Source organism: Archangium sp. Cb G35, assembly GCF_001896145.1.
GTDB classification, from domain to species: domain Bacteria; phylum Myxococcota; class Myxococcia; order Myxococcales; family Myxococcaceae; genus Archangium; species Archangium violaceum.
Window position 1 is genome coordinate 42,069 of the sequence record NZ_MPOI01000028.1, and the last position, 26,065, is coordinate 68,133.

Annotated in this window: 27 protein-coding genes and 1 tRNA gene; 14 read left to right on the plus strand and 14 right to left on the minus strand. The window is 67.6% G+C overall.

Annotation, left to right across the window (positions count from 1 at the left end):
- Positions 1–17 precede the first annotated feature (17 nt).
- The 5 genes from BO221_RS51190 to BO221_RS51210 all read left to right on the plus strand — a co-directional run bounded on the left by BO221_RS51190 (position 18) and on the right by BO221_RS51210 (position 4,488).
- Positions 18–1,379, plus strand: coding sequence for an AgmX/PglI C-terminal domain-containing protein (locus BO221_RS51190; protein ID WP_073568245.1), 1,362 nt, complete (start codon positions 18–20; stop codon positions 1,377–1,379).
- Positions 1,380–1,417: 38 nt separating this feature from the next.
- The gene (locus BO221_RS51195) at positions 1,418–1,867 is read left to right on the plus strand and encodes a cyclic nucleotide-binding domain-containing protein (protein ID WP_073568246.1); all 450 of its coding nucleotides are present in this window, start codon (positions 1,418–1,420) and stop codon (positions 1,865–1,867) included.
- A 73-nt stretch (positions 1,868–1,940) separates the two neighbouring features.
- A complete protein-coding gene (locus tag BO221_RS51200) occupies positions 1,941–2,498 on the plus strand; it encodes a hypothetical protein (RefSeq protein WP_143196177.1) in 558 nt (185 codons plus the stop codon).
- A gap of 119 nt (positions 2,499–2,617) precedes the next feature.
- Positions 2,618–3,862, plus strand: coding sequence for an outer membrane beta-barrel protein (locus BO221_RS51205; protein WP_073568248.1), 1,245 nt, complete (start codon positions 2,618–2,620; stop codon positions 3,860–3,862).
- A 14-nt stretch (positions 3,863–3,876) separates the two neighbouring features.
- Complete coding sequence (locus BO221_RS51210; protein WP_073568249.1) at positions 3,877–4,488, plus strand: polysaccharide biosynthesis/export family protein; 612 nt, start codon at positions 3,877–3,879, stop codon at positions 4,486–4,488.
- Between the two features lie 201 nt (positions 4,489–4,689).
- Here the strand turns inward: BO221_RS51210 and BO221_RS51215 are convergent, their stop codons facing one another.
- The 6 genes from BO221_RS51215 to BO221_RS51240 form a co-directional block, all read right to left on the minus strand.
- Positions 4,690–5,520 (minus strand): inositol monophosphatase family protein, encoded by an 831-nt coding sequence (locus BO221_RS51215; protein WP_073568250.1) that lies wholly within the window; start codon positions 5,518–5,520, stop codon positions 4,690–4,692.
- 17 nt (positions 5,521–5,537) lie between these two features.
- On the minus strand, positions 5,538–6,086 hold the full coding sequence (locus tag BO221_RS51220; RefSeq protein ID WP_073568251.1) for a TlpA disulfide reductase family protein: 549 nt from the start codon (positions 6,084–6,086) through the stop codon (positions 5,538–5,540).
- A 5-nt stretch (positions 6,087–6,091) separates the two neighbouring features.
- Positions 6,092–7,558 carry a UDP-N-acetylmuramate:L-alanyl-gamma-D-glutamyl-meso-diaminopimelate ligase gene (mpl, locus tag BO221_RS51225; RefSeq protein WP_073568252.1) on the minus strand — a complete coding sequence of 489 codons (1,467 nt, stop codon included), beginning with the start codon at positions 7,556–7,558 and terminating at the stop codon, positions 6,092–6,094.
- Entirely contained in the window at positions 7,551–8,726 is a 1,176-nt protein-coding gene (locus BO221_RS51230) for a serine hydrolase (protein WP_073568253.1), read from the minus strand. Before BO221_RS51230 ends, mpl begins: the two co-directional genes overlap by 8 nt.
- A complete protein-coding gene (locus BO221_RS51235) occupies positions 8,723–9,634 on the minus strand; it encodes an LD-carboxypeptidase (protein ID WP_073568254.1) in 912 nt (303 codons plus the stop codon). The genes BO221_RS51230 and BO221_RS51235 overlap by 4 nt, the downstream gene beginning before the upstream one ends.
- A 134-nt stretch (positions 9,635–9,768) precedes the next feature.
- Positions 9,769–10,908, minus strand: coding sequence for an RsmB/NOP family class I SAM-dependent RNA methyltransferase (locus BO221_RS51240; RefSeq protein WP_369866326.1), 1,140 nt, complete (start codon positions 10,906–10,908; stop codon positions 9,769–9,771).
- Positions 10,909–11,106: 198 nt separating this feature from the next.
- Here BO221_RS51240 and BO221_RS51245 point away from each other — a divergent pair.
- Positions 11,107–11,179, plus strand: a tRNA-Asn gene (locus BO221_RS51245).
- Positions 11,180–11,305: 126 nt separating this feature from the next.
- On the plus strand, positions 11,306–12,358 hold the full coding sequence (locus BO221_RS51250; protein WP_073568256.1) for a tyrosine-type recombinase/integrase: 1,053 nt from the start codon (positions 11,306–11,308) through the stop codon (positions 12,356–12,358).
- A 69-nt stretch (positions 12,359–12,427) separates the two neighbouring features.
- Here BO221_RS51250 and BO221_RS51255 read toward each other — a convergent pair whose 3' ends face one another.
- Positions 12,428–12,874: a hypothetical protein gene (locus BO221_RS51255; RefSeq protein WP_073568257.1), complete on the minus strand. Its 447-nt coding sequence runs from the start codon at positions 12,872–12,874 to the stop codon at positions 12,428–12,430.
- 28 nt (positions 12,875–12,902) lie between these two features.
- Positions 12,903–13,685, minus strand: coding sequence for a hypothetical protein (locus BO221_RS51260; protein ID WP_073568258.1), 783 nt, complete (start codon positions 13,683–13,685; stop codon positions 12,903–12,905).
- Positions 13,686–13,821: 136 nt separating this feature from the next.
- Between BO221_RS51260 and BO221_RS51265 the strand changes: the two genes are divergently transcribed.
- Positions 13,822–14,199 (plus strand): helix-turn-helix domain-containing protein, encoded by a 378-nt coding sequence (locus tag BO221_RS51265; RefSeq protein WP_073568259.1) that lies wholly within the window; start codon positions 13,822–13,824, stop codon positions 14,197–14,199.
- Here BO221_RS51265 and BO221_RS51270 read toward each other — a convergent pair.
- The 4 genes from BO221_RS51270 to BO221_RS51285 all read right to left on the minus strand — a co-directional run bounded on the left by BO221_RS51270 (position 14,196) and on the right by BO221_RS51285 (position 18,902).
- Positions 14,196–14,588 (minus strand): helix-turn-helix transcriptional regulator, encoded by a 393-nt coding sequence (locus BO221_RS51270; RefSeq protein ID WP_073568260.1) that lies wholly within the window; start codon positions 14,586–14,588, stop codon positions 14,196–14,198. The two genes, BO221_RS51265 and BO221_RS51270, sit on opposite strands and share 4 nt — an antisense overlap.
- Positions 14,589–14,590: 2 nt before the next feature.
- Positions 14,591–15,772 carry a serine/threonine-protein kinase gene (locus BO221_RS51275; RefSeq protein WP_073568261.1) on the minus strand — a complete coding sequence of 394 codons (1,182 nt, stop codon included), beginning with the start codon at positions 15,770–15,772 and terminating at the stop codon, positions 14,591–14,593.
- Positions 15,773–15,911: 139 nt separating this feature from the next.
- Complete coding sequence (locus BO221_RS51280; protein WP_083682780.1) at positions 15,912–16,838, minus strand: DUF2381 family protein; 927 nt, start codon at positions 16,836–16,838, stop codon at positions 15,912–15,914.
- Positions 16,839–16,958: 120 nt separating this feature from the next.
- Positions 16,959–18,902, minus strand: a complete 1,944-nt coding sequence (locus tag BO221_RS51285; RefSeq protein WP_073568262.1) for a serine/threonine-protein kinase — start codon at positions 18,900–18,902, stop codon at positions 16,959–16,961.
- A 235-nt stretch (positions 18,903–19,137) separates the two neighbouring features.
- Here BO221_RS51285 and BO221_RS51290 point away from each other — a divergent pair, with 235 nt between their 5' ends.
- From BO221_RS51290 to BO221_RS51295, 3 genes are all read left to right on the plus strand, one after another.
- Positions 19,138–19,614 carry a hypothetical protein gene (locus BO221_RS51290; protein WP_073568263.1) on the plus strand — a complete coding sequence of 159 codons (477 nt, stop codon included), beginning with the start codon at positions 19,138–19,140 and terminating at the stop codon, positions 19,612–19,614.
- A gap of 129 nt (positions 19,615–19,743) precedes the next feature.
- Positions 19,744–19,866, plus strand: a complete 123-nt coding sequence (locus BO221_RS57205) for a hypothetical protein (protein WP_255408577.1) — start codon at positions 19,744–19,746, stop codon at positions 19,864–19,866.
- A gap of 649 nt (positions 19,867–20,515) precedes the next feature.
- A complete protein-coding gene (locus BO221_RS51295; protein ID WP_143196178.1) occupies positions 20,516–21,025 on the plus strand; it encodes a hypothetical protein in 510 nt (169 codons plus the stop codon).
- A gap of 11 nt (positions 21,026–21,036) precedes the next feature.
- On the opposite strand, the gene BO221_RS51300 is transcribed toward BO221_RS51295, so the two are convergent.
- Positions 21,037–21,909, minus strand: coding sequence for a hypothetical protein (locus BO221_RS51300; RefSeq protein ID WP_073568265.1), 873 nt, complete (start codon positions 21,907–21,909; stop codon positions 21,037–21,039).
- Between the two features lie 131 nt (positions 21,910–22,040).
- On the minus strand, positions 22,041–22,874 hold the full coding sequence (locus BO221_RS51305; RefSeq protein WP_073568266.1) for an HNH endonuclease signature motif containing protein: 834 nt from the start codon (positions 22,872–22,874) through the stop codon (positions 22,041–22,043).
- 804 nt (positions 22,875–23,678) lie between these two features.
- Between BO221_RS51305 and BO221_RS51310 the strand changes: the two genes are divergently transcribed.
- The 3 genes from BO221_RS51310 to BO221_RS51325 form a co-directional block, all read left to right on the plus strand.
- Complete coding sequence (locus BO221_RS51310; protein WP_073568267.1) at positions 23,679–24,362, plus strand: helix-turn-helix domain-containing protein; 684 nt, start codon at positions 23,679–23,681, stop codon at positions 24,360–24,362.
- Between the two features lie 541 nt (positions 24,363–24,903).
- Entirely contained in the window at positions 24,904–25,860 is a 957-nt protein-coding gene (locus tag BO221_RS51320) for a transposase (protein ID WP_073568269.1), read from the plus strand.
- A gap of 21 nt (positions 25,861–25,881) precedes the next feature.
- The coding region (locus BO221_RS51325; protein ID WP_143196179.1) for a hypothetical protein at positions 25,882–26,065 on the plus strand (184 nt) is incomplete at its 3' end.

Genomic DNA, 26,065 nt, shown 5'->3' on the forward strand with positions numbered 1-26,065 from the left:
AGGGCTCCGAGAAGACCATGGCTCCCCCCTCGCCGCAGAACCGGATCCTCCGCGTGGGCCTCCTCCAGGGCACCCGCGTCCTCGAGGAGCGCCACCTCCACAAGCCCGGTGACTTCACCATCGGCCAGGATCCGAAGAACTCCCTCGTCCTGCCGCTGCCAGAGCTGCCCGCCAGCTTCCCCGTCTTCGAGTACCGCGCCAGCCAGTACAACCTCGTCTTCACCGACGACATGCAGGGCCGGGTGAACCTCGGCTCCTCGGACGTGGACTTCCACACCCTGCGCACGCAGGGCATGGCCATGGAGCGGGGCATGCAGTACGTCCTGCCCCTGCAGGAGAGCGCCCGCGGCGTGGTGGAGCTCGACGAGGGCCTCCGCCTCTTCTTCCAGTTCATCCAGCCCCCACACCCCTCCGAGGCACCCCGGCTCCCGCCGGATCTCCAGGGCGGCTCGTGGCGGAGCATGGACCGGATGTTCTTCGGCATCCTGGCCGCCTCGCTGCTGCTCCACTTCTCCGGCGCCGCCCTCATCATCTCCTCCGAGCCTCCCCCCGAGCCCGAGCTGGAGCTGGACCAGTTGGATGACCGCTTCGCCCGGGTGCTCATGCCTCCCAAGGTGGAGGAGCCCAAGAAGCCGTCCACCGACACGGCCCAGGCCGCCGCCGACACCGAGAAGGACAAGCCCAAGGCGAACGACGCGGACGACAAGCCCGCCTCGGACAGTGCATCCAAGCCCGCCAGCCCCGAGGAGGCCGCCGCCCGGCGCGCCGCGGTGGCCAAGAAGGTCGCCGGCAAGGGCCTGCTCAAGATTCTCGGCTCCTCGGGCGGTGGCGGAGGCGCGTTCTCGGACGTGCTCGGCGGCAGCACCGGTGGCGGGGACATCGCCCAGGCGCTGGCCGGCGCGGGCGGCGTGGGCATCGCCACCGAGGCCTCCGTGGGCGCCAACGGCCCTCGCGGCGGTGGCTCCGGCAAGGTGGCCGGCATCGGAGACCTCGGCACCAGCGGCGGCGGCAAGGTGGACCTCGGCTCCAAGAAGGAGGTGGAGATCTCCGGCCGCGTCTCCGCCGCCACCCCCGAGGTGGACAGCTCCGACGTGGATCGCGAGGCGCTCGCCCGCTACATCAAGACCCGCCTCAAGGCCATCCAGGGCTGCTACGAGAAGGAGCTCAAGCGCAACCCCAGCCTCAAGGGCAAGGTGATGGTGCGCTTCAATATCCTTCCCTCCGGCCGCACCGGGGACATCGAAATCGAGGAAAACACCCTGGGCAGCGACGCGGTGGGCAGTTGTATCCGGACAGTGGTGCGCGGCTGGGTGTTCCCCTTCAAACCAGATGACGAAGTCCCGGTGGCCTACCCGTTCGTCTTCACCCCGGCGGGGTAGACTGGAGCCAGCAACCTGCATCCCGGGGGGTCGGGGTCATGGAGAAGCTGGCCGTCATTTCATCCTCACCGCTGTTCGAGATGCTCTCCAGCACGGAGCTCGCCTACCTGGCCGAGCTGGCCGAGCAACAGCGTTACGAGGCCGGGGAGCCCGTCTTCGAGGAGGGCGCGCTGGGCGACAGCCTCTATGTCATCGTCCGCGGGGAGGTGGAGGTGGTGCGGCGCGACAGCGGCGGAGTCCCCCGGCCCCTCACGGTGCTCACCGCCCCGGACTTCTTCGGGGAGATGAGCCTCATCGACAAGGAGTACCGCTCGGCCACGGTGCGGGCGCGCACGGAGGCGGTGCTGCTGCGGCTCACCACCCAGCACCTGGCCACCTTCCGTCAGACGCACCGCGACGGCTTCACCTTCGTCGTCATCAACATCGCGCGCATCCTGTCGGCCCGGGTGCGCGAGGCCAACGCCCGGCTCACGGCCAGGCAGGCCTGAGCGTCCCCGCGCGTTGACACCCCCCGCCCGCCTCTCTAGCGTCGGGGGCATGCACCGCGGGCCTGGAGAGGACATGCGTTACGTCGGAGTGCTGGTGATGGTGCTCGCCAGTGGGCTCGCCCTGGCACAGACGGCCCCCCGTCCGCCCCCGGCCCCCGTGGCCCTGTCGGCGGAGAAGGCCAGCGACGTGCCGGACACGCAGAAGCTCGAGCGCAGCAGCAAGGCGATCGGCTCCATGCGCGAGGTGCTCCGGGACGTGCTGGCCAAGCTGGAGGAGGCCCGGCGCGCCAAGGACGTGGTGAAGCTCAACTGCGTCAACGAGAAGCTCACGCAGATCAAAGGTCTGCTGCGCATCTCCGAGCAGTCGGACGTGTCGCTCCAGGAGGCCGTGTCCACCCGGGACCCCACCTCCAGTGCACACGAGTACACCAAGGTGATGATCGCCCAGCAGAAGGTGGCCCAGCTGCGCACCGAGGTGGAGAAGTGCATCGGGCAGCTGGCATTCCAAGCGGACGAGAACATGGCCGTGGAGGTGGAGGAGCCCTCGAACCTGCCCGGGGGAGACCCCACCCAGCCGGCCCCCGTGGAGGGGATCGTCGTCCGTCCGCCGCCCGCCAGCGCGGTGCAATGATCGCACCGGGTTGTCCCCCCGCTCCCCGGCCGGCCGTGGCCGTTGGGGAGAAAACCAAGTCATTTCGAGCACGGACGATGCGCGTGCTATGACCGGGAGCCCGGGGTGTTGACCGTTTCATGACGCAGCCTGCCAACAAGTGGAGGGCCTGGTGCCTGCTGGCCATGGTGGCGGCATGGCCCGCGTCTGGCCAGGCTCCGCCGGGTGGCAACGGCCTCAAGGTGGGCGATGGCAGGCTGCACGCCACCTTCGACTTCGAGACGCGTTACGACAGCGCCGCCGGCTACTTCCCGCCCCCGGGCAACACGGATCCCGCCGTGGTGTCGGACCAGCTGTCCGGGGAGGCCCTGCTGCACATCCGGCCCGGGCTGAGACTGGACCTGCCCGGCAAGAAGGTGGACGTGCAGCTGAAGGGCTACGCCGACTACGTCCACTACACCGGCCTCTTCACCCCCGGCTCGACCAACACCTCGCACGTGCAGGCGCTGGTGGACCTGAATGTCGCCTTCAACAAGGAGGCGCAGGTGGGGGTGGAGCTGGTGGACACCCTCCAGCGCTCGGACCGGACGCGCAGCGCGGCGATTGGCGCGGGCGTGCTGTCGCTCTACAACGAGCTGAAGCTGCGCGTGCCGCTGCGGCCCGGAGGTGGAGCCCTCGAGGTGGTGCCCCAGGTGGGGTGGGCGCTGGAGCGCTTCCATCCCATGGGCGCCCTGGTCCCGGTTGGCTGCGACGGCCCCGAGTGCGACCCGGCCCTGGTGAACCGCTTCGACTACGACGATCTGCGGTTGGGCGTCGAGGGCCGCTGGCGCTTCCTGCCGAAGACGGCAGTGGTGGCGGATGTGGACCTCAACCTGCGCACCTACAGCCGCGGCGGCAGCCCCAACGCCCTGCTGATGCGGGGCAAGGCGGGTCTGGCGGGCCTGGTGACGCCGAAGATCGCCGTCACGGCCACGCTGGGCTGGGGCCAGGACTTCCAGGGCGCCTCGGGGGGCACGCTGATCTCCCAGGTGGAGGGCACCTACCTGGTGAGCCCGACCACGACCGTGAAGGCCGGCTATGCGCGGACCCTCGAGCCCGTGGCGGCCTTCGGCCAGTTCCGGGATGACCGTGGGTACCTGGAGGGACAGGCCCTGCTCGGCGGGCGGCTCACCCTGCGGGCCGCCAGCGCCATGGACTTCCTGCGCTTCGAGGGGGACCGGCGCGACACCCTCTTCAAGCTGGACGTGGGCCCCCAGTACCAGTTCGAGAAGTGGCTCGTCGGCGGGGCTGGCTACCTGCTCAATACACGGACGTCGACGGCCCCGGGCGCGGGCATCAACTACTCGCGCCACGAAGGGTATGTTCGGATGACCGTGTCGTACTGAGACGGCCCTCCGTGATGCGCTCCTCCTTCCTCTTCGTGCTGCTGCTCGGTGCGGTGACCGCGTGCCGCACCACCGCTCCCACCCAGGCGATCGACGCCTCGGCGCTGCCCGCGACTCCCGCCTCCGCGGTCTCCGAGACCCAGCGGACGCTCGGGCCGGGAGACCTGGTGGACGTGCGCGTCTTCCAGGAGCCGGACCACTCGGGCGTGTGGGCCGTGTCCCCCGAGGGCACCATCGATTACCCGCTGTGCGGCAAGGTGCATCTGGCGGGACGGACCTCGGGCACCGCCGCGGACGCGCTGCGCGACTGCCTCGCCCGCTACCTGCGCCACCCCGAGGTGTCCGTCGCCATCCGCGAGTACAACTCGAAGAAGGTCTTCGTCTTCGGCGAGGTGCAGAAGCCGGGCACGTTCTCCTACGAGGAGGGCATGACCATCATCGAGGCAGTGACGATGGCGGGGGGCTTCACGAAGCTGGCCTCGCCCAACGGAACACAGGTGGCGAGGCAGGACGCGGGACAGCAGATGAAGATCCGCGTGCCGGTGAAGGACATCCGCGACGGCGCGGAGAAGAACTTCGCCCTGCGGCCCGGTGACATCGTCTACGTGCCGGAGAGTTTCTTCTAAAGAGCCTCAGCGCCTCCAGCCACGACCGTGCCCATTTCCCCTCGCCCTCCGGGAGAGGGACGGGGTGAGGGTGCCACGCATCCCGGGTTGAACCCGTTGTCCACACTGGGGGCCGCGGGCTGGAGAACGGGGACAGATACCCTCACCCCGTCCCTCTCCCGAGGGGAGAGGGGATATCTTCGACCACTTGCCTCAACTGGCTCAGACGCGCGGGGCTGGAGGCATCCAGCCAAGGTCCGCGAGGAACCCCTTGCTCTCGGCAATCAGCGCATCCGCCAGACCGGGCGCGCACGCGAGCACGTCCCCCACTCCTACCTGGAACGGGGCCCCGTCGATGCGCACCATCGCCCCACCCGCCTCCTGCACCAGCAACGAGCCCGCCGCCACGTCCCAGGGCTTGAGGCCGAACTCGAAGAACCCATCGAAGCGTCCGGCCGCCACATAGGCCAGGTCCAGCGCGGCGCTGCCCGTACGGCGGATGCCCTGCGCCCGGACGATGAAGCGCCGCAACAGCCCCATGGGGCCCTCGGGCTTCTGGTGCACGTCATACGGAAAACCCGTGCACAACAGCGCGTGCGACAGCTCCGTGCACCCCGAGGCCTTCAAGGGCCGCCCATTGAGCGTGGCCCCCTGCCCTCGCGCGGCGGAGAAGAGCTCGTCCAGCATGGGGTTGTAGATGGCTCCAGCCAGCACCCCGCCCGGCCCCTCCACCCCCACGCTCACGCAAAAGTGCGGCACCCGGTGCGCGTAGTTGGTCGTCCCATCCAGCGGGTCCACCACCCAGCGCAACCCCGTCCCCTGCGAAACCCCACTCTCCTCGGCCAGAATCGCGTGGCCCGGGTAGCGCTGGCGGATGAAGCCGAGCACCGCCGCCTCGGCCGCCCGGTCCGCGTCGGTGACCAGGTCGGTGTCGATGCCGCCCTTGTACTCGATGGTCCGCTCGCCCAGGAAACGCTCGGAGAGCACCTTGCCGGCGAGCCGGGCTCCCTCCTCGGCGATACGGCGCAGCGTGGCGGGCGACTCGTCGGACATGGCGGCTCCTCCTTCGTCTACTTCGCGGGCTCGGCGAGCAACTCCTCGATCTCCGCCTGGTACTTGCTCAGGTACTCCGCGGCGAAGCCCTCGTGCACGTAGCGCACCCGGCCCTGCCTATCCAGCAGCACCGTGGTGGGCATGCCGCGCACGCGCAGCACCTTCTCCGACACCTCGGCATTGGCATCCAGGAGCACGGGCAGCGTCACCTTCGTCTCCTCGAGGAACGGAGCCACGGCGCGGGTGTCCTCGTCCACGTTGAGCGCGTACACCTTCAGGCCTCGCGCGGCGTAGTGCTTCGCCAGATCCTGGTACATCGGCAGCGCGTCCTTGCAGGGCTCGCACCAGGTGGCCCACACGTCGAGCAGCACCACGCTGCCCCGGTCGCTGGAGATGGCGTGGGACTCACCGCCCGGGTAGCGCTTGACGGTGAAGTCCAGCGGCATGGCCGTGGAGGACTCCAGCGCCGTCGAGCTGGCGGCCAGCCCGGGAGCGGTGAGGGACGGCATGTTCCGCGCGCACCCGGACAGGGCGAGCGCGGCGAGGACGAGGCGGAAGGAGCGCATGGGGCTCATTTTTCCCCGAAGCGGGCCCGCAGCGCGACGAGCAACTTGTCGATGAATCCCCCGAAGGCGCCGTTGCTCATGACGAGCAGCACGTCCCCGGGCTTGGACTCGCGCGCCACGCGCTCGACGAGCGAGGGCACGTCCGTGGCCGAGTCCGCGTCAATCCCCTGGGACTTCAACGCCTCGGTGACGCGAGGCACGTTCAGCTCCTCGTCCACGGGCACCTTGTCGTGACGCTCGGGCACCTTGAGGCTGGCCCGGTTGGCACCCGTGAAGGCGTGGGCGTAGTCCTCCTGGTGGATGTTGCGGCGGCTGGTGTTCGAGCGCGGCTCGAAGATGGCCCACAGCCGGCGCTCCGGGTAACGGTGGCGGATGGCGGCGATCGTCTCCCGCACCGCCGTGGGGTGGTGCGCGAAGTCGTCCACCACCATGATGCCGCCCACCTCCGCGCGCACCTCCTGGCGCCGCTTCACGCCCTGGAAGCTGGCCAGCCCCTGGGCAATCTCCTCGAAGGACAGGCCCAGCCCCCGCGCCGCGGCGATGACACTCAGCGTGTTCTCCACGTTGTGCATGCCCGAGAGCGGCAGCAGCACGCTCCCCAGCACCGTGCCGCGCTCCACCACCTCGAAGCGCGCGCCCTCGGGGCCGAAACGCACGTTGCGCGGGGTGAAGTCCGCCGGCGCGCCCTCCTTCGCCACGTACGTCACCACCTGGCCCGGGCACGCCTGCGCGAGCTTCACCGCGTTGGGGTACGCCGCGCACACCACCAGCCGCCCGTCCTTCGGAATCAGCCGGACGAACTTGTCGAACGTGGACTCGTAGTGCGGCAAGTCCCGGAAGATGTCCGCGTGGTCGAACTCCACGCTGGTGAGGATGGCCGTCTTCGGCCGGTAGTGGAGGAACTTGGAGCCCTTGTCCCAGTAGGCCGTGTCGTACTCGTCACCCTCGACGACGAAGTGCGGCCCCTTCCCCACCCGGTAGTTGCCCGAGTAGTTCTGCGTGACACCGCCCACCAGGAAGGACGGATCCTTCCCCGCCGCCACGAGCACGTGCGCCATCAGCGAGGACGTGGTCGTCTTGCCGTGCGTCCCGGCCACCACGACGGAGTGCGCCCGGTCCAGGAAGAGCGAGCCCAGCGCGGCCGGGAAGCTCATCTGCGGAACGCGGCGCTCGCGCACGGCGGTGGCCTCGGGGTTCACCCGGCGGATGACGTTGCCGATGATGACGAGGTCCGGCTTCGCCGTGTCGAGGTTGTCCGGGCTGTAGGGCGTGAGCGCCTGGATGCCCCACGCGCGGAGCATGTCGCTCATGGGCGGGTAGACGTTCTCGTCGCTGCCGGTGACGTCATAGCCCGCGGCCTTGAGCATGCCGGCGAACGAGCCCATGCCGGTGCCGGCCACGCCGACGAGGTGGATGCGGCGCACGGCGCCGGGAGTGATGGTTTCGAGGACGTTGCCGTTGTCGTCAGCCATGTGCTTTCGGGGTCAGGTCGTTGAGGCCGAGTGCTTCCACGACGAGGTCGTGGAAGACGGGACGGAATTCACGGATGCGGACTTCCTTGCGGCCATGGGCCACGCGGTTGGTGACGAGCGCCACCACGAGGGAGCGGCGCAGATCCACCCAGAGGCTGGTGCCGGTGAAGCCGAGGTGGCCCACCGCGCCCGGAGCCGTATCCCCGATGAAGTGGCCCGCGCTGGACAGGCCCTGGGAAGGCGTGTCGAAGCCCATGGAGCGCGTGCTGCCCTCCACGAGGGGATCATTCGCCAGCGCGCGGTACCACAGGGGCGCGGGCGCGAGCGTGGGATCTCCCGAGCACCCGGCGAGGATGGCCTGGCCGAAACGGGCCACGTCCACCGCGGTGCCGAAGAGGCCCGCATGGCCGCTCACCCCGTCCATCACCCAGGCGTTGTCATCATCCACCTCGCCGGGCACGGAGGGACGCGAGGGAAGCTCACCCCACATGCCCTCCTGGCCGGGAGCGGGCTCGCGCGGGCGGGTGGCTCCGGTGGGCGCGACGAGGCCCTCGGCGGGGAAATCGGTGAGCCGGTGGAAGCGCGCGGACAGGCCGAGCGGCTCGGCGACATGGCGCGAGAAGAGGACGTCCAGGGAGGCTCCCCCCACGCGGGAGAGGATCTCCCCGAGCAGGATGAAACCCACGTCGCTGTAGGCGGTCCGGGTGCGCAGCGGGGCCGCCAGGGGCGTGGCCGCGGCGGCCTGGAGGACCTCGTCACGGACGCGGGCGCGGGTGGCCGGCGAGCAGGCCGGCTCGAGCAACTCCGGGTGGGCGGTGAGCGCCTGGGCGAAGAAGGGCACGAAGGGCGGCAGGCCCGAGCGGTGGTAGAGCAGATCCGCCACCGTGGCGCCCGCGTCCCCCACGGGCGAGCCCGGGAAGAAGCGGGCCACGGGCGTCTCGGGACCGACCTTGCCCTCGGTCCAGAAGCGCAGGAAGAGCGCGGTGGTGCAGAGCACCTTGGTGACGGAGGCCAGGTCGAAGCGGGTGTCTCCCGTGACGTTGCCCGCCACCCCGCCGAAGACCTGGACGCCCCGGTGCATCACCACGGCCTGGGCGGCCGGGAAGATGCCGAAGGTGACGGACTCCTGGAGGACCTCCTGGAGGTTGGCGATGGGGTGGCTGCTCATGCCTGCACCGCTCCTTCCAGGAAGGTGAGGCGGGCCACGCCGGCATCCAACCGCACCTGGGTGCCGAGGGCGACGGGGTAGTTCGGAATGCCGTGGCCGATGGGGAAGCCAGCGGCACACGGCAGGCCCGTCTCCTCGGCGAGCGAGCGGAGGACGTCCTCGGAACTGTAGGGAGCGTTCCGCAGCTCGCACTCGGTGAAGTCGCCGAGCACGATGCCGCGCACCTTGTCGAACACGCCCGCCAGCCGCATGTGCGTCCAGATGCGGTCGATCCGGTAGGGGGCCTCACCCACGTCCTCGAGCAGGAGGATGGTCCCGTCGAGCGGCGGCATGTAGGGGGTGCCCAACAGCCGGGAGAGCACGGAGAGGTTTCCGCCGAACAGACGGCCCTCGGCGACACCGGGGACGTAGGAGGCCTTGCCCTCGAGGGACGGCGGGGGCTCGGGGGACTCGAGCAACCGGAAGAGGTACTCCTGGACCTCGGGAGGCTGCTTGCCCAGGTGGGTGACGACGGGCCCGTGGATGGTGACGCGGCCGAGCCCCTGGAGGGGCAGATGCAGGGCGGTGAGGTCGGAGAAGCCGACGAAGGCCGTGGGGACCATGTCCGCGAGCGGGAGCGAGGGCAGCAGGCGCATGACGCCGTAACCGCCGCGGGCGCAGAAGATGGCACGGGCGTTGGAGTCGGTGAGGGCCCGGATCAGCTCCGCGGCCCGGCGGGAATCAGGACCGGCGAGGTAACGCCAGGCCTCGTACAGGTCCGGCTGGTAGACGGGGGAGTAGCGCTGAGCGATGACGCCGAGACCGACCTCGAAGGTAGGCGGGTCGAAGGGACCGGCGGGGGCGACGATGTGGACGGTGTCGCGAGGACGCAGCAAGGGGGGCTTGAGCCAACGCACGGGCGCCTTCATAGCACCGGGGGCGCGCATGTCTCGGGCTACGAGCACGCCATGTCCGAGGGACAACCTCCCCCCGCCCCCGGGGAGAAGGCCGGGACGCCCCCTCTCCCTTTGGGAGAGGGCCGGGGTGAGGGTCTACCGCTCCCCTACCCGTTCGCCCGCTCCAACACGGCGGCGAAGAACCCATCGGTCCCGTGCGAATGGGGAGCACAGAACAGAAAACCCTCGCGGACACAGGAGGGGTCCAACCACCCCGCCCCGGGAGGCACGAGCCGGAACCCGGGAGCCTCACGTAGAAACCCGAGGACCACCTCCTCGTTCTCCGCGCGGTTGAGGGTACAGGTCGCGTAGACCACGCGGCCCCCCGGACGCACGAGGCGGCCCGCGCGCGCGAGGATGTCGCGTTGCACTCGAGGCAGCTCGGACAGGGACGAGGGCTCGAGGCGGAAGCGCGCATCGGGCCCACGGCGCAGGGAGCCCAGCTCCGAGCACGGGGCATCCACGAGCACCCGATCCACGAGCATCCCCTCCGGGGGCGCGCGGAGCACCTGGACGTTCGAAACCCCGGCCCGGGAGCACCGCTGCAGGAGCCGGTCGAGCCGCCCGGCATCCGGGTCGTACGAGAGGAGCTTGCCCCGGTTCTCCATGGCGGCGGAGAGCTGGAGCGTCTTGCCTCCGGCGCCGGCGCACAGGTCGAGCACGCTCTCCCCGGGGCGAGCCTCGACGAGCAGGCCGAGCAGCTGACTGCCCTCGTCCTGGACCTCGAAGAGGCCCTCCCGGAGCGAATCGAGCCCATAGAGGTTGGGCCTGGGGCCCACGACGTGGAGCGCGAGGGGGCTGAACGCACCGGGCCGGGTCTCGACACCCTCGGAGCGCAAACGTTCCGCCAGGGCTTCACGCGAGGTACGCAGCGGATTGACCCGGAGCGTGATGGGACCGGGGACGTTGAGGTGGGCGCAGAAGTCGTCTGCGGCGGGGCCGAGCTCGCGGGAGAAGTGCTCGGCGAGCCAGTCGGGCAGCGAGTACCGGAGGGCCAGGGACGGGGGCTCCTCGGAGAAGAGGGGCAGCGGCGCCCCGACACCGGAGAACCGGGCGGCCTCCTCGGAGGGCACACCGGCGAGCCCATGGAGGAAGGCGAAGAGGAGGGCGGAGGGGGTGGCGTCCGGATTGCCGAGGAGGAAGCCGAGCCGACGGCGCCAGAGGCCGACGTTGAAGAGGGCCTCGGCGAGGGCCTGACGCTGCTCGCGGGAGAGGTCGCGGTGGGCGCGGAGGGTGCGGTCGAGCACCCGTTCCGCGGGGCTGCCGGAGAGGATGAGGGAGAGGGCCTGGGCGGCGATGGGGGCGATTCCATCGAGCGCCGACCAGGGGACCGAGCGAAGCCGGGAGAGTGGGTCAAAACGGGTTGTTGACAGGACGGACTCCGTTCTTTAGAAAGCACCTCGTTGTCGCGGCGGTCCACACCGGCCAACGCGCAGCGGACATATTCCCCGATAGCTCAGCCGGTAGAGCGGGTGACTGTTAATCACTAGGTCCGAGGTTCGAGTCCTCGTCGGGGAGCAAGATTCATCAGTAATTTCAGGGCCTTGGACGAAAGTTCAAGGCCCTTATCATTTGCCCTCCCCTGCCCGTGGGCAAAATACGGGCAACCCCCCCGACGTTCTTCCCTATGGAGGGCGCGGGCGCATGGGTGAGAGCACGGGCAAGAGCCAGGACTACGCGGAGACGTGGGAGGGTGGGTTCATCCGCCACGACTCCAGGGGTCGCAAGGTCTACGTCATCCGCCGGATGATCAACGGGCGCAGCTACAAGGTCAGCACGCGGGCAACCACGCTCCGGGCGGCCATGGAGCAGCTCAAGCGGTTCGAGACCGACCCGGACCACTACAACCCGGCAGGCTCGTCCCACGAAGCGCCCATCCACCTCGACGCGCCGCTCGCGGCTGAATTCCTCGCCTACTCGCGCGACGTGGACAAGAACAGCTCCACCTGGGTGAAGAAGCAGCAGGGCTATCTCGCGTGGTGGGCCGACCAGCTCAAGGGCCGGGACCTGCGGAAGCTCACGCTCCTCGATGACATCCTCCCCGCCCTGGAGGGGGCGAAGGCCCGGGGTCATCGGATCGCGGTCCTCAAGCGGGTCTACTCCTGGTTGCGCAAGGTGAAGCACGTCCTCTCGGTGGCCGAGGATCCGACCTTCGGGCGGCTCACCGTGCCCCAGGCCAGGCCCGAGCAGTGGAAACGGACCAAGGTGATTCCCCGGGAGCACTACCTCCTCGCCCACGAGTACCTTGCGCCTCACTGGCGCGACGGGATGGACGTGCAGGCGGGCACCGGCTGGCACGTCTCGGAGCTGGTGCGCTTCGCCAGGATGGGCAGCGTGGAACCGTACCGGGGCGAGGCCGAGGGGATCGCGGGCGTGCTGGTGTGTCCGCAAACCAAGAGCGGCGTGCCGTTGCGCACCGCCGTGTCCACCGAGGTGCTGGAGGCCGGGAAGCGGCTGCTGGAACGGGGCTCGCTCAGCTTCGAGAAGTACGGCCTCGCAATCAAGGGAGCCTGTAAGGCGGCGGGCATCCCGCCCTTCACCCCGGGACGGTTCCGGCATTCCGTCGCCACCTGGGCCATCGAGAAGGGCGCGGACCCTGCCTCCGTGGCGGCCTTCCTCAACCACAAGAGCCCGACCACCACGCGGCGCTTCTACGCGACGCACGCCGTCCCAACGAAGGTTCCCACCTTGCGATGAAGCTCGCCTACCGCTCTATGGAGACCGCTCTCTGACGGTGCTCGAACAGCCTCTGTTGAGGGACGCGTGTCAGCGTTGGTTCGATTCCTTGGCCATGAAGTCCCAAGCAGTCTGGATAAGCACCTCAAGAGCGGTCAGCTCGCGCTCTGCCTTCTGTTGCACATCCGCAGAGGGGACGTAGGCGTCTCGAACCGGGTCGTATTCGAGTGGTACATCCTCATGCCTCCCCTGCCGCCATACGGAGAAGGTGTGGTCGTTCCGATCGTAGCTGATGACAACCTCGGCGTGACGCTGTGGAACCTTGATCATCACGCGCCGGTACTCCCCGGTCGTATCTGGACCGGAGACGATGGTGATGGGGATACCATCGGCCCCGAGCTTGAGTAGCGCATCCAACAGCTCGTTACCGGCCGCGTTGACGCGCTCCTTATCGGGGCGGAGCTGATGCCGGATGCGGGTAAGCAGTTCTTGCGCGGGCTTCATGTCGTACCTGGGGGGCTGCGTGTCGTCGGCCATGTGGCCTCCTATCCGTTACTGAGGGGGTTCATCCCTTCTTGTTCGAGTCCTGCTGCCGTCGCAGGTTGGCCTCGCGCATGTACTGGAGATTCTCCTCTTCGGTAGCGCGCACCTCCTTGACGCTCCTGTAGTCCCCGACCATGGGGGTGACGATGGGAAGCGCCTGGATGGCCAAGTTCACATCTGTGAACTCCTGCGCCCCATACCGGGCGAAGTGGGTGATCTCGCACAGCCTCTCGTCTGGAGGCGGGGAATCGATGGTCATCACGTACCCGAACGGTGCGAACGAAATCTCGCTGAGTGAGACATCCTCCCCTCCGAACCGGATGATGCCCGACAGGCCGAGATGCCGAAACCGCGCGGAGAGATTGAAGTAGACGAAAAATCGGTACTTCGGAGGTAGGTAACGGGCCTGCCGGTTCAACACGAAGCGCACAAGTTCTGGGTGACCTGCCTGGAAGGAAGGGGCGTTCACCGACATGAACATGGTGACAACTTGCTTGAGAACCTTCAGGGGCATTGCGTGAATGGGGTAGACGAGCCGGGGCTCGCCCTTGGCGGCTAGAAGGATGCGCATCCCCTGGTAGGTCCAATGCACGAAGGCATTTCCGTACCAGAGGCCAGTCTGGTTATTGCAGGGCTGGCAGAGCGTGAAATCACCGGACCCGCGCTGCTGAGTGCGCCCCTTGATGGGGGCCTCCAGGTCCAGCCCCATCAGCGCCTCGAAGGTGCTCAGGACGATCGGCCTGTTGTTGAAGGCGGCCCTTGGGGGAACGTGCTCGAAGGTGAGTGGCCCCTCCTTACCGCACAAGTGACATACCCCAGAGTGGGATGACCGAGCCATTTCTGAGTCCTTAACCCCATGACATGACGCGCTCAAGAAGACGGCTAGGCGTCTTCTTGCTGACGAACAGCCGCTCAATGCCCGGTTCTGGTAGACGCACTACATGGACGAGAAGCTGCAACGCATCCTGGGGGACGCGGCCCGGGCTGCTCGCCTGCGGCTGGGGCTCACGCAGGCGGAGGTGGCCAAGAAGGTGCGCTTGAAGTCCGGCGTCTACGGCCGGGTGGAGCGCGGGATGATGACGCCCAGCGTCCCCACGTTGCGCCGCATGTGCGAGACCCTGGGCATCTCCTCGGACGTGCTCCTGTCCCTAGGTGCCCAGGCCCGCGAGGAGACGGCACCAGCTCCTCCGCCCGGGGCCGGCGAGCACCCTGAGCTGAGCCGCATCATCCACATCTTGCAGGGATGGCCGCCGGAGAGGTTGGCGCTCTTGCGCAAGCTGCTGGAGACAGCCGACACCCACCTCTCGGACGAGAGCTAACCGGCCTCGGGCGACACGAGGCTGCGTGCCATGTAGCCGACAGCGGAGAGCTGCTTGTCATCCAACTGGCGCAGGGTGCGCAGCAGGCGGCGCAGTTGTGGCGATTCCTCCGGGGTGGGCTCGGACTCCTGCAACCAGGTCGCCGCCTCGTAGCCAGTGAGGTTCAGGACGGCGTTGGCGTCCACCCGGAGCGCCACGCACAGCCGTCGCAGACTGGGGACGCTGGGCGTCAGGTTGCCCCGCTCTATCCGCCCGTACACCTCGGTGGCCATGCCCACGCGCTCGGCCACGTCCGCCTGGGTGAGTTCGGCCTTGAGCCGGGCCTCTCGCAGCACTTCTCCCAGGTAACCGGTCATCTTCTTCTTCGTCAGATGGGTGTTCTTCTTCATGGTCACTCACTCCGATCCTTCGTCTCTTCCTCGGTGGCTTCCTCCTCGGCTGTGGCTTCCTCCTCGGGGGTGGGCAGCACGCCCTTCTCGATGGGGAATGCGTGCGTCTCCTGGGGTGGAGGTTTCTCGCGCAGGAGGGCTCCCAGCTCCGCCTCCGCCTCGGAGAGTCCGAATCGTTGGCCCTGGCCGTTGAGCCACGCGCGCAGCTCGTCCCGCATCTCACCGGCGGTCTGGTAGCGGTCGTCCGGGTGGGCGTGCAGGGCCTTGTGGAGGATGCACTTGAGCGGCTCGGGCACCTGGGCGGCCACCCGCTCCACGTCATCGGGGCCGAAGCTCAGGATGCGGTTGGCCAACTCCCCCGGGCTCGTCCAGGAGGGCCGCTCGGGACGGACGCGGGCGTTGTACCGGCTCACCTCCGAGGACCCGCTGTAAGGCACGTTCACGTCCGGCGGATCCAGCGGGTACTGCCCCGACAGCATTTCCAGCAGCACCATGCCCAGCGAGTAGAGGTCCGCTCGCCCATCCGGCTTCTGGCGGCGCATCACCTCGGGGGCGGCATAGGCCAGTTCCGCACGCAGCACCTTGGAGGGCGTGTCCAACCGGCCCACCATCCGCGAGTACGCCACGCCGAAGTCGGTGAGCGTCACCCTGCCGCTGAACTCCAGCCGGATGCTCGTAGGACTCACGGCCCGGTGGACGAGGTGCAGCGGTCGGCCGTCCTCACCCTGGCTGTTCCAGGCGTAGTGGAGCGCGTCGGCCACCTCGGCGGCGATGAAGACGGCATGGGCGGGTGTGAGCGTCCTGCCCAGCAGCAACGCCGTCTCCATGGCCGTCGCCAGGAAGACACCCTCCGTGTGCTCCATCACCACGTAGGGCACACCCTGGTAGTCCTCCAGCCCGTACACCTGGACGATGCCGGGGTGACGCAGACGGGTGGCGAGCCGAACCTCCTCCACCGCTCGCTGGCGGCGCTCGTCCTCCGGGGGCATCTGCACCCGCTTGAGGATGACGCGGCACGCAGCACCCTCCCCCTTCACGGGAGTGCGTCGGGCGATGGCCATGGGGTCAGGCGCATCCAGCAGCGGGGAGACGAAGGTGTAGCGGTACGCGGGTCCCTCGAAGAGAAGACCGTCAGGACCCGTGGGGTGGATGGGGAAGCTGTCGTTGTTCGATGGATCTTTCATGAGGTTGCCTCCTGAACCTTTCAGATACTCGGAACTAAAATCGAGTCCCTTTCAGGTAACACGGGAGACTATCGAAAGAAAGCACCGGCCAACCAAGCAGGTCAGCGCCCAGACTCAACCTGTCAGAGCGGAGGAGCTTCTAGGGGAACGTCACGCCGTCGAGGTTCACGCCCCCAGCTCCAGCTTCTCCCGCCCACAGCTTGAGCGTGTAGGAACCCCGGGCCTCGTTCTCCGCCGCGTCCAACTCCACCACGATGCGTTGCGACCTCCCTGGCGGGATGGGCTCCAGGGACTGCACCGTCAGCCCCGTCAGCTCCTCGCGCTTGGAGCCCACCAGGGCCGCGCCCGTGGGCGTCCACGTCACCGTTCCCCGGTTGAACAGAATCACCTCCACGGCCACTCGTCCCCGTCCTTCGGGTCCAACGGCTCGGTAGCTGACGACGTTCGACGCGATGAGCGAGTCTCCCGGGCGTGAGGTGACGTCCTTGAGCCATCGGGCAACAACGCCCTTCTTGCCGAGCCATCCGTTGACGATGAAGCCCGTGAGCCCCAACTGCCCATGGCACTCGGCCTGGAGACGCGCCTTCTCTTCCCGGCACTGCTGGGCCTCGGCTCGTGCCTGCTGCTCGCCCTGCCGGAGGGAGGCCATCGTGCGCTCGCGGCGTGACACCTCCACCTGGCGCTCCGCCTGGGAGGGGTGGACCACCAGCACGAAGGTGGCACTCGTCGGGGCCGCGCCGTCCTGGAAGTAGACCGTCACCTGCACGCGCTCTCCGTCGTGCAGCGCCTCCGAGGCCACGAGCGTCAGGGTGTCGTCCACCACCTTCACCCGGCGGAACCGCTCGCGCCCCTCTACCTCCACGCGCGCCAGCTCAGCGTCGAAGAACAGGGTGAGGGACAGCTCCGGCCGGATGCACACCTCCGGCATCTTGCTAGGGGCGTCCGCCGTCAGCTCGATGTAGCGCGTGCCCGTCTCACAGATAGGGAGCGTAGCCCGCTCGGTGGCATCTACGGGGGCGGCGAGCAGGGCCAGTCCGATCAGGGCGGTGGAGGACAAGGCGAACACGGAGCGGGAACCTCCACGAAGACGAGGAAGAGACCGGAGACGTGGGCCTCTAACACACCATCCTGCCCGGTAGTTCGCGAGCCTGTCCGGGCTTCCAGCCCGCCAAGCCCCAGGATGGCGCTACTCGAAGCGCTCCACCGCCTTCACGTCCGCGAAAGGGTGGACCGTGACGGCTCCTCCTCCGTCAGGCTCGATCTCGAGTCCGCGATCTCCAACCTTGTCGTACAGCTCCATGCAGACTGAGAACGTGTCCCCGGTGGGCGTGACGACCTGGGTGATGCGGCCGTAAACACGCTTCTCCCCGATGCAGAGTTGCCCGGAGAGCCGAGTGCCGTCCGGCAGCACCTCTCGCCCGCCCCGGAGCATGGCATCCTTCCCCACTCTCCAGTTACCTGTCAGCTCTAGCGAGAAGGCACCTTCCTTCACTGGGACGGGCTTGTTACTGCCCTCCTTCCTGCCGGGGAGCTCGGCCCCGCTCATGTCCCCAACGGGAATGCCGAGCTGGCGGGTCATGGTCTCGACAGCACCGGCCGGGCACGCCTGGGGCGCGGGCTCCTTGCGCACCTGGGCACCGGGACAGGCCATGTTGGCGGCGGCGGCCACCGCGAGCAGCACGTTGGCCCCGGTGGAGTTGTTGCCCTTCTTCTCCTTCTCCGCCTGTGAGCCGGGGGCCTTCTTCTTCATGCGAGTCGTTCCCGAGCTGAGCGTCATGGTGGTGACGGGCGCAGGGGTATTCGCCTTCGAGGGCGTTGCGCCTGCATCAGCTTCGGGCGGCTTCCACGGGGGCGCTACTTCATGGACGTGCGTGGCCCATGGCGCCGGGTCATCGAGGGAGAATTCCCCAGGTAGGGGAAGCGTCAGCACGGGCTGGCCTGGAGTCGGTGAGGAAGGCGGCTGCTGGCGTTGGCCGAGGACGTGGCCCAGCCCCGCCCCTACTACCGCGAGTCCCACCACCGCCATCAGGACCGGAGCGGCCCGCCTCACGCGGGTGCGAAGCGTGGGGACCGTTGACGTGTCGGGCGGCTCGGGTGGGGCGGGAGCAACGACGGGTGGAGCAGGCGGCCTGCCGCGTTTCGGCTTCTGCCGGATCCACTTGCGCAGCCACGCCTCGGGGTCGTGGCCCACCAGCTCCGGCGCGTCCTCGGTGGTACGTCCGTCCACCGTCCAGCCGTAGCACAGGGGCACCTCCCACCGGGGGTCCGCCTTCGCCGCCTCCAGCAGCTTCTCCAGCGCCTCGCACAACGCCTCGGCATCCGGCACGCGGGCGTGCGCCTTGGCCAGCAAGCGCAGGCACAGCTCACCCAAGGCCTGGGGCACGCGGGAGTTGCGCACGTGCGGGGGCTTGGGGTCGCCGTCCAGAATCTCCCCCAGCAGCTCGTCGTCCGGGCCGTTGAAGGGGTACACGTCGGTGGAGAGCACGTAGAGGACGACACCCAGCGCGTACAGCTCGTCCCTCACCGAGTAGTCGTAGCTCTCCCCCCGCTTACGGTCCTCGCGCAGGAAGAAGGCCACGGCCTCGGGGCTGCGATAGCGGAGGTTGGCCGGGGCCAGGGCTCCGGTGACGCGAGGAGCGCCCGGCATGGCACCGGCTCCGAAGTCCACCAGCACCGGCTCTCCGTCCGTCTCACGCACCAGCACGTTGTCGCCCTTCAAGTCCCGGTGCTTCACCTCCTGGGCGTGAACCGCCTTCAACGCCCGGGCGAGCGGCAGCAGCTTCTCCACCAGCTCGCGGGCACACGGGTTGTTGTCCCGCGCCCACTGGTAAAGCGTCACTCCCGGCACGTACTCCATGACGAGCACCAGGTACTCGGGCTTCTCCTCCGGCCACTTGAAGTGGCTCAGCAGCTTCACCACGTTGGGGAACTCGTGGCGGAGCATGATGAACAGCTCCCGCCAACCCCACTCCCCCACGCTCTCCAGGTGGATGAACTTGAGGGCGCACGGGCCACCGTCGCGCCACGCGAGGAACACCTTGCCGAAGCCGCCAGCTCCCAGCTTCTTCTCGATGCGGTAGCCGCTCACCACCATGCTCGGCCGCACCACGTCCTCCAGCGTGGGCTTCATGGTGCCTCTCCAGCGGCACCGGCCAGTAACGGTGGAAGTCCGGTCATGCGCTCAACCTCGGGAGTGGGGAGGCTACCAGAACCCGGGGCCTCCCATGCTCGGGGATGGACCCGGTGGAAGCGGTGACGTGCCCGGCTGGTCGGAGTGCCCACCAGCAACTCCACGGCGAGCGGCGGCATAAGCCGCAGGACGTAGGGCATGGGTGCCCTCCGTCTGCACACCGCATGGAGGACCCATGAGCGACAAGAACACGCGCACCCTCCGCTCCGAGTCGAGTGCCGTCAGCCTCAACCTGGAGCTGTCCAACCTGGAGCACGCCCTGCGGGGGGCTTCGCTCCTGGCCGAGCTGCTCGGCAACCACGATCTGCCGGACGAAGAGACGCAGCGGATGGCCCCTCACTGCATCGTGGCTCAGGTCTCACTTGTCAACGCCCGGCTGCGCCACGTGGGCCGGGTCATCCGGGGGGAAGAAGATGCCGAGACCCTGTGGGCTCCGCACAACGCCACCAGCCCCACTCCCCTACCTGGGGATGATGAAGACGTGCGGCTGGTGGTGAAGCACCCGCCTTCCATTCCTCGGACCACGGAGAAGACGGTAGAGCGCAAGTCCCGGACTCGACGGGCGGTGAAGAAGACGGCCAGGAAGAAGACCGCGGAACCTCCCAAGGTCGAGGAAGCTCCACCAGCTCCGCCAGGGTCGGCAGCTTCTTGAACTCCACCGGCAGGCAACTCGCAGCCAGCTCGCGGCATAAGGCCCATGACGGGATGGACAGGTACGTCCCCGTCCAGCCACCCCAATACCTGCCGCCCGCGTCGTACCTGGAATTCCAGGGGAAGGGAGGTGAAGACGACGATGGGAATGGTGAAGAAGCTGGCCACCTCACCGCTCACCCGCCGGGTAGCAGCGGCCATCCTGCTCGGGCTGGCCGAGCACCTGCGGGACGTGATGCGACAGGGGCGGTGAAGAAGTCCGAGAAGAAAGGCACGGTCTCCGCTGCACCAGCACCCACCATGGTGTTCCCGGTCTCGTCCGGGTGGTGTAGCGGGGGCCAGGTTGTCGGGCACCAGCTCCGGTGCAACTCCACCGCCGGAAGTCCCCGGTCACTTCTCCCGGTAATCCTCGAGTTTTTAGGTGTCAGGGGCGCCCGTACCCCTCGTGCGCGAGGAGAAGCACGGCTTACCCTGGGTCCCCCCATCGGGAAGGCCAGGGCGTAGGCCAGCAACCGGGACGATGTGCAGCTCGCCAGATAGCCCCCAAAAAATTCGAGCTCCACCCCATTGCCAGGGGTTCTCGATGAAGACCGGACACCTTGCGGATTGGACCCGAGACAAGGGAACCACTGTCCCCCTGGGGTGGGGGCCTCTCCCAGATTCGATAGCCCTAGGTAAAGGCGAGGAGGGCGAAGAGGGCCAGGAAGGGCCGTCAGAACGAACCTGCGGTCACTCACGGCTGCGGCGAGAGCTGATGCCGTGCCCCGTTTCATCCGGGCTAGGTCCAATGTACGTTACTAGCGATGCCTCCGACCCACAGCCCCCCTCCTGCTCCTGTCGATGCAAAGGCTACCGCGTCTCCAAAGGACTCCGGGAACGAGGGGGCGGTCTGGATACTGAGCGTGATGGTGTGCATCCTCAGTGGGGTCATTCTCGCGGAGGGCACGCGCACAATCGAACGGGGAGGCACCGGCGAGGTCGTCGTCGGCGTGGTGATCTTCTGCGTGGGGTTCCTCTTCCGGTTTGCTGTCTGGAAGGAGGGAAACGCGGAGCGCCTGACTCGTGAGCGGTTTGCAATGCTCGCTTGGGGCTGCATCTGCTGGATGCTCGCGGGGCTGATCCCGCAGATCCTCTGTTCTCCGTGGATTTGGAGGCCGGGTAAACTGACCACCGCGCAATACGTAATTGCGTTCTCCACGGGCGCGGGTGCGTTCCTCGTGGCTCACTTTCTTGGATGGGCCATCCGCAACCCGAAAACCACCATGAAAGTCGTTGGATGGGGAGCTGTGGTCGTAACCGGGGCTGCACTCGCGAGCTGGGGTATCAGTGCCATTTTCGAGGCGCTCACCGTGAAGGCCCTGCTCGCCATCATTGTTGTCCTGCTACTTCTTCAGGGCGGGCGGAGATCCTAGTTTCTTCCGCCTTACTTCACGACCCTCAAGCGCACGCGCAGTTCCTTGGCTTCGGACGGGTTCTCCGTCTTCGTGTTCGCCATCTCGGCGCGGAGCTGGTGAAAGATGCCGAGCTGCCGCTCCATGGTGGTCTCCAGGGTCCTGCGGTGACGCTCCAGCTTCTTCAAGTCCGCGTCTTCGAGCAGCAACACCTCGGCGGCGAGCCGTTCACGCAGCGGCCCGAGGACGGCTTCTTCTTCGGCCAGCTTCATGGTGAGGGCGCCCTTCACCACCCGGGCCATGTTGCCCAGGTTCTCGTAGATGGCTGTGGGGATGCGCTCCGTCTCCTCGTTCTCCTGGGCCGTCTTGAGCGCGAAGGCCAGGGGCTCCACCACGGCCATCGGTAGGCCCGGCACCTCGCGCAGCACGGTCACGGTCTTCTCCACCCCGGTGAGGAAGGCTTTCGTCCTCTCCGCGTCCTTCGGCGGGGTGGGGATGGCCTCCACGGACTCAACGAAGGCCGTCATCATCGCCAACGCCATGCGGGTGTTGTCGTAGGTCTTGAACTCGTCCGTCTTCTCCAGCTCCTCCTCCAACCGGGCCCGCATCCGGCCGTTCTCCACCCGGCTCAACCTCTCCAATTTCCACGACGTGTCCGCGAGCTGCGCGACGCTGGCGGCCTCGGGCATGGTGGTTGGAGCCAACGCGGAGAACCACGAGTCCAGGAACGCCTCGTAGGCGGCCGGGTCTTCACCTGGAAGAAGAAGATGCGCGGCGGAGAATCCGAAGCGGATGGAGTTGAGCGAGGAGGTGGCCTTGCCCTCGGAGGTCTTCGGGCCGTGGGACCTGGCCCCGTTGATCGCGCTGGTGGCGGCCTGCCGGGCGGAGCGGACGGTGGGGTTCATACGAGGATTGTCCCGCCGGGCCAGCTCGCGTGGGAAGGGCTACTTCTTGGGCCAGGGAAGAGGGGGAAGAAGACGAGGGACTTCTTCACGGTCTCGTCTTCTTCATCTTCACCAGCTCGCCGGCTTCTTCATCACTCCGTCTTCTCTCGGGGGCCGATTCGAGGGAGACGCCGGTAGTCACGCCAGCGGGAAAGGGCCAGGTCCACCGAGGGCCGCTTCTTCATCTTCGCCACCACGCCCACGGGAATCTCCAGCTCGACCGCCACGGCCTCATTGGGTTGGGCGTGCATCCGGTGTTTCACCAGGGCCCGGACGAGCGCGGCCTCGGCGGGAGTGCATCCCCTTCTCTCCGCCCTCTTACCCAGGCCCAGCTTGATGTCACTTCCCCGGCGCTGGGTGTTCACCCTCGGGATGGGCTGGCCACTGTCGAGGTGATCCACTTCTTCCGCGAGACGGGGCAGGGCCATCTTCAACTTCTTCTCGGCCTCTCGGAATTCACCCTCTTCTTCCGGCGGACGCGGTGAAGAAGAAGACGAGGGCCGCGTGAGCTTCCCCCGCTTCAACAGCCGCACCAGCTCCGTGAACGACGGCTCGCGCACCGGGCCGGGTGCATGGGGACGGTACAACCCGCCGTAGTCCTCGCGCTCCCGGGGCGAGAACTTCTGCCGCTCCAGCCGGTGACGTTCCGCATGAACGCGACGGTGAAGAACTTCGAGATTCGAGATCTGAGCGTTGAGCTTGTCGTGGTCTCGATGATGGATGACGTGGCCCTGGTTGATGGGCCCGTGGTGCTGCATCCACACGAAGACGTGCAACGGGCAGATGGGCTTGTGCGTCTCCTGCTCGAACACCCAGGGGTAGTCCGGGTCATGCTCGGGCGCGAGCAGGAAGTAGAAACCGTGGGCCATGATCTGCTGGACCATTCTCCAGTCCACCTTCATGCCCTCGTAGGTGAAGGGCTTCACTCTTCTATGCGGTTTCACGGCAACACCAGCGGTAGTTGGGTAGTACGGGGCTCGCGTAGCGCGTGAGGGAGGAAATGGGCCGCGAAGCGGCCAGTTTTCCCCTCTTGGATACACGCGCAGCGAGCCCCGTCTAGGTAGACGGAACTTCCATCGGCATTCTCACGCGGAGACCGATGGAGAAACCTTCAGAGCGCGAAACTGGTCCAGACCCAACCCACCCACCATCAGCGAGCTTGTCCACCTGTCCTTGGTGGCTTTCTCAGGGCCACCCCACTCACTCCGTCCAGCAAGCTCCCCCTGCCGACCAGGATTCGGCTGCGGCCGAAGAGTCCAACACATCCCCCACAAGGGGGAGCCAGGGATGCGTCCTCCGTGACGTGGAGGCTACGTTTTCAGTCCCTTCTTCACGGGGAAGAGATGCCCGGCATCGTTCACACTGATGCTCGCTTTAGAACTCCGTAACTCTCACGGGGGAGCACGGCCCGGCCTCTGACTTCGAGTGTCCCGAAACCCATTGGCCAACGAGAGGCCGCACCAGCTCGGGGTTCACTCCGTCTCCCTCCGTTTCCGCGCCCATTGACCAACCGTTGGTCGCACCGGCGTTGCTCGGCTAAGGCGGAGGGTGACGGTTTCCGTCAGAGAACGACCAGAGGGTAACGCCACCCGCACGAGTGTGCAAAGCACGACGCGGTGGGGGCACCAACGCCGTGAAGCACTTCCGTCTCGGGGACGAGCAGGCGAGCGGCCTACCCGTGAGATTCCGACCCCTGCTCCCTACCTTTCATTGATACGAGAGCGGTCTCCATGGACGAGAACGACAAGAAGGACGGCTCGGCCACCTCCCAGGGTTCGGCGGCGGACAACCCGCCCGCCACGTCGTCTCCTGCTGGCGAGAAGCCCAAGCGGGTGCTGCGAGGGGCCATGTGTGCTCCACCTCCGCCACCTCCACCGGAGTACCTTCGCCAGCCACCTCCCATGCTCCCCGCCCGGCCCGATGGCTGGGTGTGTCGGGATTGCTGCGCCTTCTGGAACTGGAAGTACAGGCCCCCCTCGGAGCCAGAGCTGGATGACCTCTGTGGGAGGTGTGATCAGCCACTCAGTGCCGAGGAGCGCAAGGTGGAGGTGCAGCGTCTGACCCTCGCCTTCCTCGCGGGTCGCGCTCCCACCGTGACCACCATGCCGGTGCCCACCGTCCCGGGCCGCCAACAGCGCAAGGCCAGTTCCGGGCTGTTGTCGAAGAAGGAGGCCGCCCGTCGCCTCGGGGTTGACCGGGCCACCACCCTGGCGCAGTTCATCGCCTCGGGCCGCATCAAGACGGTGGATGTCAACGGGCACCAGCGCATCCCCGTGTCCGAGATCGAGCGCATCTTGAGCGATGGCCTCCCTGCTACCGAGTCGCAGCCCTCCAGGGCTCGCCGGGCTCCGAAGGTGGCCACGTCCAGGCCGTCGGAATCGCCCGCCGATGCGATCCGCAAGCTGAAGTTCTAGACTCCTCCGGCCATATGGAACTTCTTGTCCTTCTTTTCGGCCTCTGGGCGCTCCACACGTGGTGGGAGGGAAACGTCTCCTGGTACGAGTCGCGCGGCTGGCCCGTTCTTCTCCCGCTGAATCTGGGAATCGTCTGGTTCTTCGGCTTCCCGTATTACGTCATCCGGGCATATGACATCCGCTCTCCCGGGATGGGCGGAAGAACGCTCCCCCTCTGGCAGTCCGCCCTGATTGCGCTCACCTGGGTGGGTGGGATGCTCCTCCATCAATATTGGTTCGACCGAGCGATGGAGGCGGGGAAGAGGAGGAAGGAAACGCCAGAGCGGTGAGCACAGGGCCTTCGGAGGCCAGCCGTGCAGCAACCGTCCGATTCTTCGAGAAGGCCATGGGCAAATTACGGGCAACCACATCGCCCATTTTCGACCGTTCCAACCTCCTCCCTAGGAGCGTGTCGGAGTATCCCACCGTAGAGGGTGGACCAGAGGGGTGACGCCCCAGGTGGTCCTTCAGAGGGGAGGCGAGTTCTGGTTGAAGGTGGAGGGTGAGCACCACCTCGACGAAGAAGCCGGAGCAGGCCGCCCTGTTGGAAGTAGCCGCCAGCGAGAAGCCGGAGCGGGAGGAGGAGTCGAAGAGCTCCGCCCGCTACGCCTCGCCGAGGCCATTCCGGGAGTGGACGCCGGAGCAGGGGCAGTTGCTGCCGCAGTACGCGAGGGAGGTGCTGGGAGAGGGGCACCTGGCGTGCTTCTTCGCGGACCTGCGCAAGACGCTGGACTTCAGCCCCATACTGAAGGCGTACACCCAGGAGCGCGGCCAGCCGCCCTACCACCCGGTGATGATGACGCTGCTGCTCATGTACGCGTACGCGCGAGGCATTACGAGCAGCCGGGAGATTGAGCGGCGGTGCGAGACGGACATCGCCTTCCGCTACCTGACGGGAGGCGAGAGGCCCGACCACGACACGGTGTGCGCCTTCCGGGTGAGGCACCTGGAAGCCTTCCGAGCGCTCTTCGTGGACACGCTGCGGCTGGCGCGTAGCTCGGGGCTCAAGAAGCTGGGGCACCTGGCGGTGGACGGCTCGAAATGGAAGGCCAACGCCAGCAAGCACAAGGCCATGAGCTACGGACGCATGGAGGAGGCCATGAAGAAGCTGGACGAGCAGATTGACAGGCTGCTGGAGGAGGCCGCGGCKCTGGATGCCGAGGAGGACAAGCGTTACGGCAAGGGGCAGCGCGGGGATGAGCTGCCCGAGGAGATGAGGGACCCCAACAAGCGCGCCGAGCGGCTGCGGGAGGCGGCACGCCAGYTGGAGGCGGAGAAGAAGCTCGAGCTGGCGGTGGAGAAGGAGAAGCGCCGGGAGAAGATTCAAAAGGCCAAGGAGGACTTGGAGAAGGAGGCCAGGGAGAAGGCCGAGGCCAAGGGAGAGGACCCCGAGAAGGCCAGGCCCTCGGACAAGGCGCAGCGCAATTTCAACGTAAATCCTCGCCCGAGCCCGTCGTGACGCGAGAGCAGAGGCGTGAGCATGTCCGTCGCCCCCGTGAAGGAGGAGGAAGCGATGGAAATGAAGGAGCAGGCGGAGAAGTTCCGGCGGCAGGTACTCGAGCGGGGCGAAGTGGGCCCGCGTACGCGCTACACGCAGGAGCAGAGACAGGAAGCGGTGGCGTACATGCGAGCGCGCCAGCAACAGGGGGCGAGCAGGGAGGAAG

Excerpts from the sequence above, each read along its gene's own strand:
- BO221_RS51190 (WP_073568245.1), top strand. The coding sequence starts at position 18 with ATGGCTCCCCCCTCGCCGCAGAACCGGATCCTCCGCGTGGGCCTCCTC.
- BO221_RS51195 (WP_073568246.1), top strand. The coding sequence starts at position 1,418 with ATGGAGAAGCTGGCCGTCATTTCATCCTCACCGCTGTTCGAGATGCTC.
- BO221_RS51200 (WP_143196177.1), top strand. The coding sequence starts at position 1,941 with ATGCGTTACGTCGGAGTGCTGGTGATGGTGCTCGCCAGTGGGCTCGCC.
- BO221_RS51205 (WP_073568248.1), top strand. The coding sequence starts at position 2,618 with ATGACGCAGCCTGCCAACAAGTGGAGGGCCTGGTGCCTGCTGGCCATG.
- BO221_RS51210 (WP_073568249.1), top strand. The coding sequence starts at position 3,877 with ATGCGCTCCTCCTTCCTCTTCGTGCTGCTGCTCGGTGCGGTGACCGCG.
- BO221_RS51215 (WP_073568250.1), bottom strand. The coding sequence starts at position 5,520 with ATGTCCGACGAGTCGCCCGCCACGCTGCGCCGTATCGCCGAGGAGGGA.
- BO221_RS51220 (WP_073568251.1), bottom strand. The coding sequence starts at position 6,086 with ATGCGCTCCTTCCGCCTCGTCCTCGCCGCGCTCGCCCTGTCCGGGTGC.
- mpl (WP_073568252.1), bottom strand. The coding sequence starts at position 7,558 with ATGGCTGACGACAACGGCAACGTCCTCGAAACCATCACTCCCGGCGCC.
- BO221_RS51230 (WP_073568253.1), bottom strand. The coding sequence starts at position 8,726 with ATGAGCAGCCACCCCATCGCCAACCTCCAGGAGGTCCTCCAGGAGTCC.
- BO221_RS51235 (WP_073568254.1), bottom strand. The coding sequence starts at position 9,634 with ATGAAGGCGCCCGTGCGTTGGCTCAAGCCCCCCTTGCTGCGTCCTCGC.
- BO221_RS51250 (WP_073568256.1), top strand. The coding sequence starts at position 11,306 with ATGGGTGAGAGCACGGGCAAGAGCCAGGACTACGCGGAGACGTGGGAG.
- BO221_RS51255 (WP_073568257.1), bottom strand. The coding sequence starts at position 12,874 with ATGGCCGACGACACGCAGCCCCCCAGGTACGACATGAAGCCCGCGCAA.
- BO221_RS51265 (WP_073568259.1), top strand. The coding sequence starts at position 13,822 with ATGGACGAGAAGCTGCAACGCATCCTGGGGGACGCGGCCCGGGCTGCT.
- BO221_RS51270 (WP_073568260.1), bottom strand. The coding sequence starts at position 14,588 with ATGAAGAAGAACACCCATCTGACGAAGAAGAAGATGACCGGTTACCTG.
- BO221_RS51275 (WP_073568261.1), bottom strand. The coding sequence starts at position 15,772 with ATGAAAGATCCATCGAACAACGACAGCTTCCCCATCCACCCCACGGGT.
- BO221_RS51285 (WP_073568262.1), bottom strand. The coding sequence starts at position 18,902 with ATGAAGCCCACGCTGGAGGACGTGGTGCGGCCGAGCATGGTGGTGAGC.
- BO221_RS51290 (WP_073568263.1), top strand. The coding sequence starts at position 19,138 with ATGAGCGACAAGAACACGCGCACCCTCCGCTCCGAGTCGAGTGCCGTC.
- BO221_RS51300 (WP_073568265.1), bottom strand. The coding sequence starts at position 21,909 with ATGAACCCCACCGTCCGCTCCGCCCGGCAGGCCGCCACCAGCGCGATC.
- BO221_RS51310 (WP_073568267.1), top strand. The coding sequence starts at position 23,679 with ATGGACGAGAACGACAAGAAGGACGGCTCGGCCACCTCCCAGGGTTCG.